The organism is Streptomyces sp. NPDC046862, from assembly GCF_040704615.1.
Classification (GTDB): Bacteria; Actinomycetota; Actinomycetes; order Streptomycetales; family Streptomycetaceae; genus Streptomyces.
In genome coordinates this window covers 335,286-350,159 of record NZ_JBEYXP010000001.1, presented here as the reverse complement: position 1 = coordinate 350,159, position 14,874 = coordinate 335,286, and the positions used below count along the sequence as shown (strand labels likewise).

Annotated in this window: 14 protein-coding genes; 7 read left to right on the top strand and 7 right to left on the bottom strand. The window is 71.4% G+C overall.

All coding sequences use genetic code 11. The annotated features are described in order from the left end of the window. Nucleotides 1–3: 3 nt before the first annotated feature. Together AB0959_RS01590 and AB0959_RS01585 are read right to left on the bottom strand one after the other, a co-directional pair. A complete protein-coding gene (locus AB0959_RS01590; protein WP_366824186.1) occupies nucleotides 4–1,734 on the bottom strand; it encodes a DUF3152 domain-containing protein in 1,731 nt (576 codons plus the stop codon). Between the two features lie 8 nt (nucleotides 1,735–1,742). Next, a complete protein-coding gene (locus tag AB0959_RS01585) occupies nucleotides 1,743–2,924 on the bottom strand; it encodes an alpha/beta hydrolase (RefSeq protein ID WP_366824185.1) in 1,182 nt (393 codons plus the stop codon). A 271-nt stretch (nucleotides 2,925–3,195) separates the two neighbouring features. Here AB0959_RS01585 and AB0959_RS01580 point away from each other — a divergent pair, with 271 nt between their 5' ends. From AB0959_RS01580 to AB0959_RS01565, 4 genes are all read left to right on the top strand, one after another. Further along, entirely contained in the window at nucleotides 3,196–3,423 is a 228-nt protein-coding gene (locus AB0959_RS01580; protein WP_366824184.1) for a hypothetical protein, read from the top strand. Between the two features lie 392 nt (nucleotides 3,424–3,815). Next, complete coding sequence (locus AB0959_RS01575; RefSeq protein ID WP_366824183.1) at nucleotides 3,816–4,457, top strand: TetR/AcrR family transcriptional regulator; 642 nt, start codon at nucleotides 3,816–3,818, stop codon at nucleotides 4,455–4,457. A 167-nt stretch (nucleotides 4,458–4,624) separates the two neighbouring features. Next, nucleotides 4,625–4,855, top strand: a complete 231-nt coding sequence (locus tag AB0959_RS01570) for a DUF3107 domain-containing protein (protein ID WP_322724976.1) — start codon at nucleotides 4,625–4,627, stop codon at nucleotides 4,853–4,855. 232 nt (nucleotides 4,856–5,087) lie between these two features. Next, complete coding sequence (locus AB0959_RS01565) at nucleotides 5,088–5,357, top strand: hypothetical protein (RefSeq protein ID WP_366824182.1); 270 nt, start codon at nucleotides 5,088–5,090, stop codon at nucleotides 5,355–5,357. A 136-nt stretch (nucleotides 5,358–5,493) separates the two neighbouring features. Here the strand turns inward: AB0959_RS01565 and AB0959_RS01560 are convergent, their stop codons facing one another. Further along, on the bottom strand, nucleotides 5,494–6,249 hold the full coding sequence (locus tag AB0959_RS01560; protein ID WP_366824181.1) for a ferritin-like fold-containing protein: 756 nt from the start codon (nucleotides 6,247–6,249) through the stop codon (nucleotides 5,494–5,496). A 482-nt stretch (nucleotides 6,250–6,731) separates the two neighbouring features. Here AB0959_RS01560 and AB0959_RS01555 point away from each other — a divergent pair, with 482 nt between their 5' ends. Both AB0959_RS01555 and AB0959_RS01550 read left to right on the top strand, forming a co-directional pair. Continuing rightward, nucleotides 6,732–9,014 (top strand): DEAD/DEAH box helicase, encoded by a 2,283-nt coding sequence (locus AB0959_RS01555; protein ID WP_366824180.1) that lies wholly within the window; start codon nucleotides 6,732–6,734, stop codon nucleotides 9,012–9,014. 223 nt (nucleotides 9,015–9,237) lie between these two features. Continuing rightward, nucleotides 9,238–10,125: an alpha/beta hydrolase gene (locus AB0959_RS01550; protein ID WP_366824179.1), complete on the top strand. Its 888-nt coding sequence runs from the start codon at nucleotides 9,238–9,240 to the stop codon at nucleotides 10,123–10,125. 16 nt (nucleotides 10,126–10,141) lie between these two features. Here the strand turns inward: AB0959_RS01550 and AB0959_RS01545 are convergent, their stop codons facing one another. Then, complete coding sequence (locus AB0959_RS01545) at nucleotides 10,142–11,041, bottom strand: NYN domain-containing protein (RefSeq protein ID WP_366824178.1); 900 nt, start codon at nucleotides 11,039–11,041, stop codon at nucleotides 10,142–10,144. A 269-nt stretch (nucleotides 11,042–11,310) separates the two neighbouring features. Here AB0959_RS01545 and AB0959_RS01540 point away from each other — a divergent pair, with 269 nt between their 5' ends. Next, entirely contained in the window at nucleotides 11,311–11,463 is a 153-nt protein-coding gene (locus AB0959_RS01540; RefSeq protein WP_152776214.1) for a hypothetical protein, read from the top strand. Nucleotides 11,464–11,500: 37 nt separating this feature from the next. Here the strand turns inward: AB0959_RS01540 and AB0959_RS01535 are convergent, their stop codons facing one another. From AB0959_RS01535 to AB0959_RS01525, 3 genes are all read right to left on the bottom strand, one after another. Continuing rightward, nucleotides 11,501–12,883: an MFS transporter gene (locus AB0959_RS01535; RefSeq protein ID WP_366824177.1), complete on the bottom strand. Its 1,383-nt coding sequence runs from the start codon at nucleotides 12,881–12,883 to the stop codon at nucleotides 11,501–11,503. 179 nt (nucleotides 12,884–13,062) lie between these two features. Continuing rightward, nucleotides 13,063–13,668: a MarC family protein gene (locus AB0959_RS01530; RefSeq protein ID WP_366824176.1), complete on the bottom strand. Its 606-nt coding sequence runs from the start codon at nucleotides 13,666–13,668 to the stop codon at nucleotides 13,063–13,065. Between the two features lie 285 nt (nucleotides 13,669–13,953). Then, complete coding sequence (locus tag AB0959_RS01525; protein ID WP_366824175.1) at nucleotides 13,954–14,820, bottom strand: PHP domain-containing protein; 867 nt, start codon at nucleotides 14,818–14,820, stop codon at nucleotides 13,954–13,956. Nucleotides 14,821–14,874 lie beyond the last annotated feature (54 nt).

Below are 14,874 nucleotides of genomic sequence, written 5' to 3'. Positions count from 1 at the left end.
TACTCAACTCCCTGGGAACGGCCAGGGGTTGGGTCGGCAGTGGATCCCGTTGTGGTCCAGGAACTTCGTCTGCTGTTGCATGACGGGAGCGAGCTCGCCGTCCTTGTCGCAGGTCACATGGTTGTAGCCGAGGCGGTGGCCGACCTCGTGGTTGATCAGCATCTGCCGGTACGCGTACATCTTGTCGCCGTACGTCTTGGAGCCCTGGGCCCAGCGGTAGGCGTTGATCATCACGCGGTCGGTGGCGGCCGAGTCGCAGGAGACGTTGTCGACGGTCGTGTCGAGACCCGACTTGGCGCACCAGTCGGCGGTGGTGCCCGGACTGGCCAGCGTGATCACGAAGTCCGGCTTCCCCGAGGAGATCCGCTCGAAGGTGCGGCCGCCGTTGTGGGCCCAACTCCGGTCGTCGTTCAGGGTCTTCTGCACGGCCTTCGCGAACAGCTCGGCGTCGAGGCCGAGTCCCTCCTCGACGTCGACGCGGTACCGGTACTTCTGGCCCGTGCCGGGCGCCTTGTCGAAGCCCATGACCGCCTGGAACTTCCCGTCCCCCTTGAGGTCGGCGGAGAGCGGGTACTTCTTGCCCATCTGCTCGTCGTACGTCAGCGGGGCCGCGCTCGGTGCCCCGGACTGAGTGGGCCGGTTGTCGCTCCGTGAGGCGGAGTCACGGGCCTCGCGCTCACCGTCCTTGGCGGCCTGCGACTGCAAGGAGACACCATCAGGGCCGACGGTGACCTGTCCGGCCACGACGACGGCCAGCACGGTGGTGACCGCGGCGGCCGCGATCCCGGTGAACGTCCGCCCCTTGGGCCCCTTGCCCTTCGCGGTCTCCTGCGCCTCGTCCGTCCCGTCCGGCAGCGCCGCTTCCTCGGCCTCGCCGGCCTCCGGGCCCGGGGCGGCACGGTGGGTCCGACCGGGAGCGAAGACGTCGTCGACCTCGTCGAAGGCGTCGACGTAGGCCTGTCGCGGCCCGGCACCGGAACCGGCGGGACGCCCCGCACGAGACGCCGCGCCGGCCCCGGCCTCCTGCCCGTGACCGGAGGCCGGCTGCTGCCGCTGTCGCGGTATGCGAGGGTCCGCGTACCCCGCCGAGGACGACGCGCTCTGCGGCATGCCCTGCGTTGCGCCTTGCGGCGTGCCCTGCGGAGCACCCTGCGTCATACCTTGCGGAGCACCCTGCGGCATGCCCTGCGGAGCGCCCCGCGTCATGCCCTGCGGAGTGCCCGCGGCGGCGAACCGTCCCCACGCCCCGCCCTGTTCACGCTGCTGCGGATGCCCGCCCCGCACCTGAGGCGTGCCCTGCGCGGGGGTGCCGTCGGCGAATCGAGGAACCCCGCGAGCAGGCGTCCCGTCCGGCACACGCGGAACCCCACGCGCAGGCGTCCCGTCTGCAAGCCTCGGCACACCATGCGCCGGAGTACCGTCAGGCAGCCGAGGAACCCCACGCGCCGGAGTCCCGTCCGGGAAGCGAGGCACCCCCTGCGTCGGCGTACCGCCGGGAGCCCCGGGAAAGCGCGGGACGCCCTGAGCGGGCGTCCCGTCGTGCATGCGCGGCACCCCACGCGCGGGGGTGCCGTCGGCGAATCGGGGCACTCCCTGCGCGGGTGCGCCCTCCTGGCGGCGCGGCATCCCGCGCGCAGGCGTGCCGGGCGTCCCGGCCACCGGTGGCGCCTGGGCCATGGATGTCTCGGTTGTCCCGCCCTTGGCGGGCCGCCCCTTGCGGCTGTGTCGTCCCACGCCGCGCCTCAACTCCCCGCGCCGGAGACGCCTGTATCCGCTTCGCCCGTACCGATTCCACCCGAACCGACTTCGCCCGAACCCACTTCACCCGAACCGGCTTCACTCGCACCGATTCCACCTGTACCGACTTCACCCCTGTCGGGCCTGTCCGCACCGGAAGCCGGGCCGTCCGTACCCACGATCGGCACCTCCGCACCGGAGGCCCGCCCGCTCTCGTCCGGCGAACCGTTCAACTCCACCGTATCCGTCAGCAGTTCACGGAACGCGGTGGCGACCGTCTCCGGGTACTCCATCATTGCCACGTGCCCCGCGTCCGGCAAGGACAACAGACGGGACTCGCGGAAGGCACGGGCCGCGCGCTGGGCCATGCGGTAGGAGACGAGCTGGTCACGGCCGCCGTAGACGAGGAGCGTGGGCGCGAGGACGCGCTCGGCCTGGCGCCAGAGGTTGTGCTGCCCGCCCAGGGTGTAGGCGTTCACGATCCCGCGCGCCGACCGCGCCATCGCGTCCCAGAAGTACGGCAACTGAAGCCGCCGCTCCATCTCCTCCACGGCGTTGCGGAACCCCTCCGGCGTGACCTGGCCGGGGTCGCCGTAGCACAGCGCCGTGACGCCTCGGACACGCTGCTCGGCCGACCATCCCTTGGTGAAGCGCGTGAAGAGGGCCGCCACACCGGGCAGGGCCAGCAGTGCCGTGGGCACCGCGGTCCGCTGCACGCGGATCTCGGGAAGCGCGGGCGAGACCAGCGTCAGCGTGCGGACCAGATCGGGGCGTACCGCCGCGACCCGGGTGGCGACCGCGCCGCCCATCGAGTTCCCGAAGAGGTGCACGGGGCCGCGCTCGGACGCGTCGAGATAACGGATCACCGAGCGGGCGTGGCCGGTGACCGAGTAGTCGCCGTCGTCCGGCGGCGGGGAGTCCCCGAAGCCGGGCAGATCGAGCGCCTCGCTGTCGACCAGACCGTCGAGGAGCGGCATCAGCGCCGACCAGTTCTGCGAGGAACCGCCCAGGCCGTGCACGTACAGGGCGGGTGGGAGTCCTTCCCGCGCCGGCGGTCTCGACCGTACGGTCAGGGTGACCCCCGGCAGCCCGACCGACCGCAGCCGCTCGCCGGCCGCGACCCGCACCGGGCTCGCCTTCGGCGTGACTGTGGCGGCAAGCGCGGACGGCAACTCGGTCGGAGACATGCGGGCAATGTTACGAGACGATCACGCAGTGGTTCATGTGTTCGCCGTCACAGACGCCCGCTGCAGGCACGGAAGTTCGCCCTCACCGCACGTGGGAAACCGTACAGCGTCCACCTGGACCACGCAGAGGCCACGGGCGGATCGCATAGCGCCGCCATCACGCGTCTCCTAGGCTCGTACCACAGGGAACACGCACGTGACCTCTGCTTCTTCCAGGGATACTCAGGAATGTTCCGGGATGTTCCGAGATGTTCTGGGAAGGGAGCCCAGCATGACCGTCGACCCCACCGATCCCGAGACGCTCGACGAGCAGAACGACGAGCGGAACGACACCGAGTTCGACGTCGAGGCCCCCGAGGCCGATGCCGCCGAACAGCACGCGGACCTCGCTCCGCACCGCGACGACCCTCTGACGGGCGCGGACCCGGACAGCGCCAACGAGGCCGACCGCGCCGAGCAGGCACGGGTCGTCGAACTGGACGAGGACGACTATCGATGACGGACCGACGACCGACGAGGTGACGCCCGCCAGGCGCGTGGGCGACACCGGCAACCGCGCTCGAACCCGCCGGCAGGACTCGAACCGGGTCCGGCGAGGAAGACCTCGACCCGATCCACCCGGCAGCAGGACCGCGAGGCGAACCGGTACAAACCGGATGAACCGCCAAGACGGAGGACGACCCGGGAGGCGCAGATGACCGGAGTTCGAGACGCACGGCCGACCGGGCAGGGCGCTCATCTACCCAGCTCACACTTGTTTGATGCGCCCCACGCCATTTCCTCCTGCGTCCGGTCCATGAAATTCTGCGCTCGCACCGCGCACAGCCGGGTTACCGAAAAGTACGATGGCGGCGCGGCGCACACCGCATGTGGACGATTTTGGGAGGCGGCGTGACAGCCATCGAGCAGACAGAGGCGGCACGCCCGCGGGGCACTCGCCTGCCGCGCCGAGCCCGACGGAACCAGCTCCTGGGAGCCGCCCAGGAGGTTTTCGTGGCCCAGGGCTACCACGCGGCCGCGATGGACGACATCGCCGAACGCGCCGGTGTCAGCAAGCCGGTGCTCTACCAGCACTTCCCGGGCAAGCTGGACCTGTACCTGGCGCTGCTGGACCAGCACTGCGAGGCACTGCTCCAGGCGGTCAGCGGCGCGCTGGAGTCGACGACCGACAACAAGCAGCGCGTACGGGCCACGATGGACGCGTACTTCGCCTACGTCGAGGACGAGGGCGGCGCCTTCCGGCTGGTCTTCGAGTCGGACCTGACCAACGAGCCCGCCGTGCGCGAGCGCGTCGACAAGGTCACGAACGAGTGCGCCGAGGCGATCTGCGACGTCATCGCCGAGGACACCGGCCTGTCGCGCTCGGAGTCGATGCTCCTCGCCTCGGGCCTGGGCGGCCTCGCCCAGGTGGTGGCGCGCTCCTGGCTGCACAGCGACCGCAGCGTGCCGCGCGAGCAGGCGGTCCAGCTGCTGGCCTCGCTGGCCTGGCGGGGCATCGCCGGGTTCCCCCTGCACGGCAGCGAGCACCACTGACCGCCCATCGTGCGCGGGGCCGTACGGTCATCGCGGTCCTTTGTTCCCGTCGCCTGTTCGCTCCTGGCGTTCCCGGCCGGACGATGTACGTCCCCTCACCGGGCTAATGTGTGCTGGGTACGGCGCGGACGGCCGCGCACTTCACTGACCGTCGGAGGGACATAGCCGTGGAGGTCAAGATCGGCGTGCAGCACGCGCCGCGCGAGATCGTTCTGGAGAGCGGTCAGAGCGCCGAGGAGGTCGAGCGCGCGGTGTCCGAGGCGCTGGCCGGCAAGTCGCCGCTGCTGAGCCTCGTGGACGACCACGGCCGCAAGGTCCTGGTTCCCGCCGAACGCCTGGCGTACGTGGAGATCGGCGAGCCCACCGCGCGCAAGGTGGGCTTCAGCAGCGCGCTCTAACAGGCGCGAGCACCAAAAGGGCCTGGGGGCGACTCGCTCCCGGGCCCTTTTTGCCGCTGCACCCGCCCTCGTGCTCGTCTCTCCGCCCGCCCTTGCGCTTTGTTACGCCGCTCGAGGTCCGAACTGCACAGACGGAGCACAACTCCCCCACAGACGATGATTGCCCCCCGCAGGTCAGGGGTAAGACGGGCTACGACCGATCTGCTCACGGCCGTGCGGGAGGGAACCCACCATGTTCTTGGAAGCGCTCGGCTCCGCGATGCTCGGTCTCGCCCTGGCATGGGCGGCCCTGCACCGGCTGCCGCACCGCCTGCCGTCCCGGACCCTGGTCCTGCCGACCGGAGTCGCCGGGGCGCTCTTCGGCGCTTTCCTCACCCACAGCGCGCTGGGGGCCGGGCACATCCTGGTCATCCTGTCCGGCGCGCTGATCATCTCCGTGGCCTCACTGTCCCTGCTGCTCCGCCCCGCCGAGAGATTTCGGCGACGGTCGGCGACGGCGTAAGGCCGACCGCCGACCAGAGCACCGGGGCCCGGGCGCCCGTTAGGGGCGCCCCCGTAAGGGGCGCGGGGAACTCCGCGACCAGCCACAAACAACCCGGTAGCCGCCCACGCACAGAAACCTCCGCGGCGCTCAGGCGCTACGCGGCCAAGCCCAGCGCCGCCATCCGCTTCGTGTGCGCCTCGGTGATCCGCGAGAACATCCGGCCGACCTCGGCGAGGTCGAACCCGTCCGCCACCCCGCCGACCAGCATCGTCGACAGCGCGTCCCGGTCGGCGACCACCCGCTGGGACTGCGACAGCGCCTCACCCATCAGCCGCCGCGCCCACAGCGCGAGCCGGCCGCCCACGCGCGGGTCCGCGTCGATCGCGGCGCGCACCTTCTCGACGGCGAAGCCTCCGTGCCCCGTGTCATCGAGCACGGCGAGCACCAGCCCGCGCGTGTCGGAGTCGAGGCGGGCCGCGACCTCCCGGTAGAAGTCGCTGGCGATCGAGTCGCCGACGTACGCCTTGACGAGGCCCTCCAGCCAGTCCGAGGGCGCCGTCTGCTTGTGGAAGCCGTCGAGCGCGGCGACGAACGGCTCCATCGCCCGCGTCGGCTCCTCGCCGATCTCCGCGAGACGGTCGCGCAGCTTCTCGTAGTGGTGGAACTCCGCCGACGCCATCTTGGCCAGCTCAGCCTTGTCCGCGAGCGTCGGCGCCAGTTTGGCGTCCTCCGCGAGCCGCTCGAACGCCGCCAACTCCCCGTACGCCAGCGCTCCGAGCAGGTCCACGACCGCGGCGCGGTACTGCGGGTCGGCGGAGGCCCGCTCCCAGTCCTGGGCGGCGACCCCGGTGTGCTCGGGGGTCTCGGCGGCAGTGTCGTCAGCGTGGTCAGGCTGTTCAGACGTCGTCATGCAGCGCACAATAGCCCGCCCGTCATGCGGCGTAAGTCCCTGGTCAATCACTGTGACGACGACTACGTGACCAAATCGGCCATCGCGTGTGCGCGATTCCGGGGTATGGTGGTAATGCGCCCGGCGAATATTCGACGGGCCGCACGAATGAGGATGCCCGGTCGGTGGCCCGATCGGCTCCGACCCGACAGCCCTCCTGGGTCGTACGGCACTGTTCAACGACACTGCTCGTACGAAGTCCGGAGGGGCCCTCAGCGGTTCGAGCGCTAGAGCGTCGGCAGTGGTCCCGTGCCCCACGGCCAGCCCGTGAGGCGGCCGACGTCCCCCTGGCACGGTCCGACACGACCCCCGCGCTCGCCTCGCGCCGCCCACACAGAAGAGGCAGCACCCTGACTACGACGTTCCGAGATCTCGGGATCCTTCCCGAGACTGCCGAGGCCCTGGAAGCCGTCGGCATCATCACTCCCTTCCCCATCCAGGAGATGACGCTCCCGGTCGCCCTCTCCGGCACCGACGTCATCGGCCAGGCCAAGACCGGCACCGGCAAGACGCTGGGCTTCGGCCTCCCGCTCCTCGAGCGCGTGACCGTCCCCGCCGACGTCGAGGCCGGCCGCGCCAAGCCCGAGGACCTCACCGACGCCCCGCAGGCACTCGTCGTCGTCCCGACGCGCGAGCTCTGCACCCAGGTCACGAACGACCTGCTGACCGCGGGCAAGGTCCGCAACGTACGCGTCACGGCGATCTACGGCGGCCGCGCGTACGAGCCGCAGGTCGAGGCGCTCAAGCTCGGCGTCGACGTGGTCGTCGGCACCCCGGGCCGTCTGCTGGACCTCGCCGGTCAGAAGAAGCTCAACCTGAAGCACGTACGGTGCCTGGTGCTCGACGAGGCCGACGAGATGCTCGACCTGGGCTTCCTGCCCGACGTCGAGAAGATCATCAACATGCTTCCGGCCAGGCGCCAGACCATGCTCTTCTCGGCCACCATGCCGGGCGCGGTCATCGGTCTCGCCCGTCGCTACATGTCGCAGCCCACGCACATCCGGGCCACGGCCCCGGACGACCAGGGCGCGACGGTCGCGAACACGGCGCAGCACGTCTACCGCGCGCACAACATGGACAAGCCCGAGATGGTGGCCCGCATACTGCAGGCCGACGGCCGCGGCCTGGCCATGGTCTTCTGCCGCACCAAGCGCACGGCCGCGGACATCGCCGAGCAGCTCCAGCGCCGCGGGTTCGCCTCCGGCGCGGTCCACGGCGACCTCGGCCAGGGCGCCCGTGAGCAGGCGCTGCGGGCCTTCCGCAACGGCAAGGTGGACGTCCTCGTCTGCACCGACGTCGCGGCCCGCGGCATCGACGTCGAGGGCGTGACGCACGTCATCAACTACCAGTCCCCCGAGGACGAGAAGACGTACCTGCACCGCATCGGCCGTACGGGCCGCGCGGGCGCCTCGGGTACGGCGATCACGCTCGTCGACTGGGACGACATCCCGCGCTGGCAGCTGATCAACAAGGCGCTGGAGCTCACCTTCAACGACCCGCCGGAGACCTACTCCACCTCCCCGCACCTGTTCGAGGAGCTCCGCATCCCCGCGGGCACCAAGGGCGTCCTGCCCCGCTCCGAGCGCACGCGTGCGGGCCTGGGGGCAGAGGAGCTGGAGGACCTGGGCGAGACGGGCGCCCGCGGCCCTCGCGGCCGCAACTCCCGTTCCTCCGACCGTTCCTCCGAGGACCGCCCGGCGCGGGCGGCGCGTACGCCCCGTAGCCGCCGCCGTACGCGCGCCGGCGCCCCGCTGGAGTCCCCGGCTCCCGGGGCAGTCACGGACTCCACGGAATCGGCGGGCCCCACGGACTCGACGGGCGCCGCCGACACTCCGGCGTCCACGGAGCCCCGTACCCCGCGCCGCCGTCGCCGTACCCGCGCCGGCGCCTCCGCGGACCAGCCGGCCGTCCAGGAACCGACCGCCCCGGTGACCGCCGAGGCGGTTGCCGCGACGGAGCCGAGCGAGGCCCTGGAAGAGGCCGCGAAGCCGCGCCGCCGCCGCACCCGCAAGACCGCGGCCGCCGCACCCGCCGAAGCGGCGGTGGACACGGCCGAGGGCACCGAGACGGCCCTGGCCCCCTCCGAGCCCACCGAGGCCGGCGAGCCCACCGAGGCCAAGCCGCGGCGCCGTACCCGCAAGACCACGGCTGCGGCCACGGCACCCGCTGAAGCTGCGGTGGACACGGCCGAGGCCACGGAGGTCACGGAGATCGCGGAGGCCAAGCCGCGCCGCCGTACCCGCAAGGCTGCCGCCGCCGAGCCGACGGCCCCGGTCGAATCCGCCGCCGAGGCAGCGGTGGACACGGCTGAAGCCACGGAGGTCAAGCCGCGCCGTCGGACCCGCAAGGCCACGGCCGCCGCACCCGCCGAGGTGGCGGTGGACACGGCCGAGGCCACGGAGGCCAAGCCGCGCCGCCGTACCCGCAAGGCCACGGCCACGGCCACCACCGAGACCGAGGTCCCGGTGCAGTCCGACGAGGCCCCCGAGGTCAAGCCCCGCCGCCGGACGCGCAAGACCGCTGCCGCTGCTGCGGCACCGGCCGAAGCGGCGGTCGACACGGCCGAGGCCGCGGAGGCCAAGCCGCGCCGCCGGACTCGGAAGACCACGGCTGCCGCCGAGGCGACGGTCCCGGCGCAGGCCGACGACGAGGCCGAGGTCAAGCCCCGGCGCCGCACGCGAAAGGCCGCGGCTGCCACGGCTGCCGCGGAGGCTCCGGAAGCGTGATCGCTGCCGCTTGACGGCTGATGCCGATGGCTGATGGCTGATGGCTGATGGCCCGGCCCCTTTCCGGGGGCCGGGCCATCAGTGTTTCTGCCGTGAGTGAGGGTGCGGGCCCGTTGTGGCTGGTCACCCCCGCGCGGCGGAGCCGCATGTCCCACATGGCCCCGCGTCCTTTCAGGGGCGCATCCCCATGCGGGCGCCGTCCCCACGCCTATAACCTCACCCCATGAGCCGTCCCGCCACCTTCGCCCCGCCTCCGGGGGCACGAGCGCACCGTCTCCGTACCTCCCGCGGGGAATTCGCCGTGATAGAGGCGGGTAGGGCCGAGAAGGGCACCGCCCTGCTCCTTCCGGGGTTCACCGGCAGCAAGGAGGACTTCATCGCCCTCCACCGGCCCTTGGCGGACGCCGGCTACCGGACCGTCGCCGTGGACGGCCGTGGCCAGTACGAGACGCCCGGGCCAACGGACGACGAAGCCCCGTACGCCCAGGAGGAGCTGGCGCGGGACGTCCTCGCCCAGGTCGCCTCGGTCGGCGAGCCCCCCGTACACCTCGTCGGCCATTCCCTCGGCGGTCAGATCGCCCGAGCGGCCGTACTCCTCGATCCGGCCCCGTTCGCCTCCCTCACCCTCATGTCCTCGGGTCCGGCCCAGATCTCGGTCTCGCAGCAGCAGCGTGTGAAGCTGCTCCGGGACGCCCTCGCCGTGATGAACATGACCCAGGTGTGGGACGCCATCCAGGCGATGGAGCCCCCCGAGGACACCGACACGCCCGCACTCGACAACGGTCTGGACGACCGTGCCGCTCTGCGTCACCGCTGGCTCGGCAACAGCCCGGCCCAGCTCCTGGCCACGGGCCGCCAGCTCTGCACGGAACCCGACCGCGTCGCCGAACTGGCCGCGCTCCGGCTCCCCGTCCACGTTCTCTCCGGCGAACGCGACGACACCTGGCCCGTCGCCCTCCTCGACGGCATGGCCGTACGGCTCGGCGCCCACCGCACCGTCGTCCCGGGAGCCGAACACTCGCCGAACGCGGACCAGCCGGAGGCGACGGCCCGGGCGCTCATCGCGTTCTGGGACACCCTCTCGGCACGGCCCGAGCCGCACCAGCCCTAGTACCGCAACTGGAGTACTAGAACTGGGCCTGCAGATGCTCCCAGAAGCCGTCCCGCAGCGCCCGCCGCAGATCGGCCTGCCCCCGCAGCGAGTACTGCAGCAGCCCCTCCGCCTCCACGAGCAGGTCCTGGTCCACCGACCCCGGCAGATACGGATGCCCGGGCAGCAGCTCCCCCACCGACTCCCGGCCTCGCGCCGCCAGCCACTTCGCCGCGATCTGGGCACCCACGAAACGGACGTCCTCCCGGGTCGGGCGGGCGGCGGCCGAGGCGTCGTACGTGGGGGCGGTCCGCCGTGACACGTAGGGCTTGAAGAAGTCGAGGTCGAGCGTCCGCTGGCTGTCGACCTCCCAGAGCAGCGGCTCCGCCTGGTTGCGGCCCTCGGGCGCCTCGATGCCCCAGAGGTGGACCCGCGCCCCGTAGCCCTGGGCCGCCTCGACCGCCGACACCAGGTCCTCGTCCCCGCCGAGCAGCGCCGCGTCGCTGATGGCCCGGTGGCGGGCCAGGGACTCGAGGTCGGTCCTGATCAGGGAGTCGACGCCCTTCTGCTGGTTGTTCGCGTTGAGGTTACCGAGCCGGACCTTCACGTCCGGCAGTTCGGCGATCGACTGCTGCTCCGCCGTGTGGATTCTGCGTCTCGCCCCGTCGTACCAGTACACCCTCAGCAGCCGGCTGTCGGCGAAGACCGTGCGGGCCCGGTCGATGAGCGCGTCGATGAGCCCCTCGGCGTCCAGGTCGAAGGACCGCCTGTCCTCCGTTCCGGCGACGAGCCGTCCGGCGGCCGCGTAGAGGTAGCCCGCGTCGACGAAGATCGCATGCGTCGAGGGCGTCTTCGCCACCTCGGCGAGCATGCGTTGGAGCAGCTCGTTCGTACGGTCGATGCGGGCGCCGAGCGCCGTGAGGTCGTCGTCGTTCATATGCATACATTGTCCCGGCGGTCACGCTGCGAACACAACCGGTCCCAATCAGTCTTCTTCACCGGCACTGGCTCCGGACAGCCCGCTTACCTGCGAGTAATTAGCTTCTCGAAAAATTTCCTTAGCGTAGGGAATGTTTGTAACACGCATCCCGTTGACTCATTTGGGAACACGGGGACCAACGCCCCGCGCGCCCCACCATCAGTAGTTCTCCCCAGGAGGATGACCAGATTTCTCCTCAGGAGGATGACCAGACGAAGGGAGAAGCCATGCGCTTCGAAATCATGCGACTCGACGACGTCGACGGTACGCCCGTGGACAGCACCGTCGTGGACGCCGCCTCCGTCAACCGGATCGTTCAGCAGGCCGCCGCCATCGGACAGCGCCTGTGGATCCGCCCGGCCGAATCGACCGCTTCGTAACGCGGTGACCGCTTCGTAACGCGGACCTTCCCAGTTTTCAGAGCCCCGCACGGCTTCGGTGCCGCGCGGGGCTCTGTTCGTGCCCGTGGTCGACCCGCAGCAGCAGGAGCAGGAGCGGGGTGGCCAGCAGCAGGACACCCGCGATCCCGACCGCCGTACGGGTGCCCACGAAGCCGGCCAGCACGCCCCACGCGGCGGTCAGGGCCGCGATGGTGCCCTTGCTGGTGACCGACCACGCGGTCAGGGTGCGGGCGACCCGTTCCGTCGCCGTCCGTTCGAGCCGGCAGGTGGCGAACACCGGGTTGAACACACCCATGCACGTGATCAGCCCCAGCTCGACGGCCATGACGAGGACGAGGCCCGCGGTACCGGGGCCGACGAAGGCCAGCCCGACCGACCAGCACGCGCGCAGCGTCCCGGCGGTGAGCAGGACCCTGTGCTGCCCGAACCGTTCGACGAGCCGACGGGCCAGCCGCGAGCCGATCAGTCCGCCGGCACAGGGCGCCGTGAAGGCAAGTGCGTACTGCCAGGGCGCGAACCCCAGGTGGCCGAGCATGAGGACGGCGAGCAGCGGAGAGGTCGCCATGATCAGGCCGCCGACCAGGACGGTATTGAGGAACAGCGGGCGCAGCACGGGGTCGGCCCAGATGTACCGCCATCCGTCGAGGAGTTCACCGGCGCGTGGCCGCGACGTCTTCTCGGCCGGGTGCGGTTGCGGTTGCGGTTGCGGTTGCGGTTGCGGTTGCGGCAACGGACCGCCGTTGAGCGGTTTCGGGGGTTTCGGCGGTTCCTCGCCCCGCGATCGCCCCGGAACTCGCAGTCGCCCGGGAACGGATCGCTGCTCCCCGCCTCCGATCGCGCGGATGCCCACCGCCGAGAGCAGGTAGCTCACCGCGTTGGCCACCACGGTCACCATCGGGCCGAACGCCCCGACCGCCGCCCCGCCGAGCGACGGCCCGAGCATGGTGGTGGTCCAGGTCGTGGCCTCGAACCGGCCGTTCGCGACGAGCAGGTCCTCCGGCGGGACCAGTGCCTTCAGACACGCCCCGGCAGCCGCGTTGAAGGTGATGTCGGCCGCGGCGACCACCACCGACACGACCACGAGCTGGACGAAGCTCAGCAGGCCGAGCGCGAACGCGGCCGGGACGCTCAGCAACGCCGCGAACCGGACCAGGTCCATCGCGATCATCACCGGCCGCTTGCGGCGGGACTCCACCCGCGGGCCGAGCGACACCGCCACCACCGCCCCCACGGCCAGCCCCGCGGCGGCGAGGGCCGAGACCTGCGCGGGCCCGGCGTGCAGCACCAGGACCGCGATCAGAGGGAACGCGTCGAACGCGAGCCACGTACCGAACGAACTGACCGCGTACGCCGCCCACAGCCACCCGAACCGCCGCCCAAGCGACCGTCTGGCCCCCATACCCCACGCACCCCCCCCAGCCGCCTGCCGCCCGCCGCCCGCCGCACCCGATCCAGCTCACGTTGACCAGCGACAGCAAAGCGCCCGGCGGGTCCCCTGATCAAACAACCATCCGCACGACCGCCACAACCAGACGTTGTACACCGGGCTTCGGACGAAGCAGGACTCCCCCGGGAGACTCAGCCGCCCCGAACCACCTGCGTCACCCCGTTGATGATCTGCTGGACGGCTATCGCGGAGAGCATCATGCCCGCGAGCCGGGTCACCAGCACCACCCCGCCGTCCTTGATGACGCGGATGATCAGCAGCGAGTACCGCATCGTCAGCCACAGCACGACGTGTATCGCGAGGATGGCGGCCCAGACGGACACCTGGGAGGCCGCACCGTCCGCCTTCTGGACCGCGAGGATCACGGACACGATGGCACCGGGTCCCGCGAGCAGCGGCATGCCCAGCGGTACGAGGGCGACGTTCACGTCCTTCGTCTGCTTCGGCTCGTCGGTCTTGCCGGTCAGCAGGTCCAGCGCGATCAGCAGGAGCAGCAGCCCGCCCGCGATCATCAGCGCGGGCACGGAGACATGCAGGTAGTTCAGGATCTGGTGCCCCAGGAGCCCGAAGACCGTGATGACCCCGCCGGCCACGCAGACGGCCTGGAACGCCATCCGCTTCTGCGTCCTGGCCGGACGGCCCGCGGTGAGCGCCAGGAAGATCGGGGTGATGCCCGGCGGATCCATGATCACGAACAGGGTGAGGAAGAGCGAGCCGAAGACGGCGACATCGAACACAGGGGTGCCTTGCGGAGGAGGGAAACGAACGAGGATGACGGCCCGCGTGGCCGTGGCCAGGGGCGAGTGGGCACAGCCGGACAGGGCCGGGTGCCGCGACGGTGCGGTGCGGTGCAGTGCGGTGCTGCGGGAGCGATCAGGCTCAGGCGGGACCGAGCCGAACCGTAACCGGCCCGGACGGAATCAGACAGACCCAGGGACCGTCCGACAGGCTGAAGCGACCAAGCCACGGAGCCACCAGGCGGCAGAGCGAGCAGGCGACCAGGCGGCAGAGCGAGCAGGCGGCTAGGCCTCGCGGCCTCCGCCGGTCCCCGGCACGGGGAACGCCCCGGTCGCCCGCCGCGTGATCTCGCCGTACACCTCGGGATCCGTCGTGTACTCGCCGAGCACGCAGGTCTTGCGGCTGCCGTGGTAGTCCGAGGAGCCCGTGGTGAGCAGTCCCAGGTCCTTCGCCAGCCCGCGCAGTCGCGCCCGGGTCTCCGGCTCGTGGTCCATGTGGTCGACCTCGATGCCGTCGAGCCCGGCGGCGGCCATCTCGGCGATCGCGGACTCGGGCACGGTACGGCCCCTCTTGGCGGCGGCCGGGTGCGCGAAGACGGCGACACCGCCCGCGCCCTTGATCAGCCGGAGGGCCTCGAAGGGGTCGGTCTCGTGCTTCTCGACGAAGGCCCGGCCGCCGTCGGCCAGCCAGTCGGCGGTGAAGGCGTCGCCCACGGTCGGCACGACGCCGAGCTCGACCAGGGCGGTGGCGACGTGCGGGCGCCCGACCGACCCGTCTCCGGCGATCCGCGCGACCTGCTCCCAGGTCACGGGCACACCCAGCTCGTTCAGCTTGGCGATCATGCCCCGGGCCCGTGGCACCCGGTCGTCCCGGACGAGCTCGCGCTCGGCGAGCAGCTCGGACTCCTCGGGATCGAAGAGGTACGCCAGCATGTGCATGCTCACCCCGTCGAGACGGCAGGAGAGCTCCGCACCGGTGACCAGCGTGAGCCCCTCGGGCACCGCCGCGATCGCCTCGGCATACCCACGAGTCGTGTCGTGATCGGTCAGCGCGACGACGTCCAGCCCGGCGGCAGCCGCGTTCCGCACCAGCTCGGCCGGGGTGTCCGTACCGTCGGAAGCCGTGGAGTGACAGTGCAGGTCAATACGCACGACACGAACTCCAGGCACGACGAGGCGGAAGGGACCGCTCAAGGATAACCACGC

Excerpts from the sequence above, each read along its gene's own strand:
- AB0959_RS01585 (WP_366824185.1), bottom strand. The coding sequence starts at position 2,924 with ATGTCTCCGACCGAGTTGCCGTCCGCGCTTGCCGCCACAGTCACGCCG.
- AB0959_RS01580 (WP_366824184.1), top strand. The coding sequence starts at position 3,196 with ATGACCGTCGACCCCACCGATCCCGAGACGCTCGACGAGCAGAACGAC.
- AB0959_RS01565 (WP_366824182.1), top strand. The coding sequence starts at position 5,088 with ATGTTCTTGGAAGCGCTCGGCTCCGCGATGCTCGGTCTCGCCCTGGCA.
- AB0959_RS01560 (WP_366824181.1), bottom strand. The coding sequence starts at position 6,249 with ATGACGACGTCTGAACAGCCTGACCACGCTGACGACACTGCCGCCGAG.
- AB0959_RS01555 (WP_366824180.1), top strand. The coding sequence starts at position 6,732 with ATGACGCTCCCGGTCGCCCTCTCCGGCACCGACGTCATCGGCCAGGCC.
- AB0959_RS01550 (WP_366824179.1), top strand. The coding sequence starts at position 9,238 with ATGAGCCGTCCCGCCACCTTCGCCCCGCCTCCGGGGGCACGAGCGCAC.
- AB0959_RS01545 (WP_366824178.1), bottom strand. The coding sequence starts at position 11,041 with ATGAACGACGACGACCTCACGGCGCTCGGCGCCCGCATCGACCGTACG.
- AB0959_RS01540 (WP_152776214.1), top strand. The coding sequence starts at position 11,311 with ATGCGCTTCGAAATCATGCGACTCGACGACGTCGACGGTACGCCCGTG.
- AB0959_RS01535 (WP_366824177.1), bottom strand. The coding sequence starts at position 12,883 with ATGGGGGCCAGACGGTCGCTTGGGCGGCGGTTCGGGTGGCTGTGGGCG.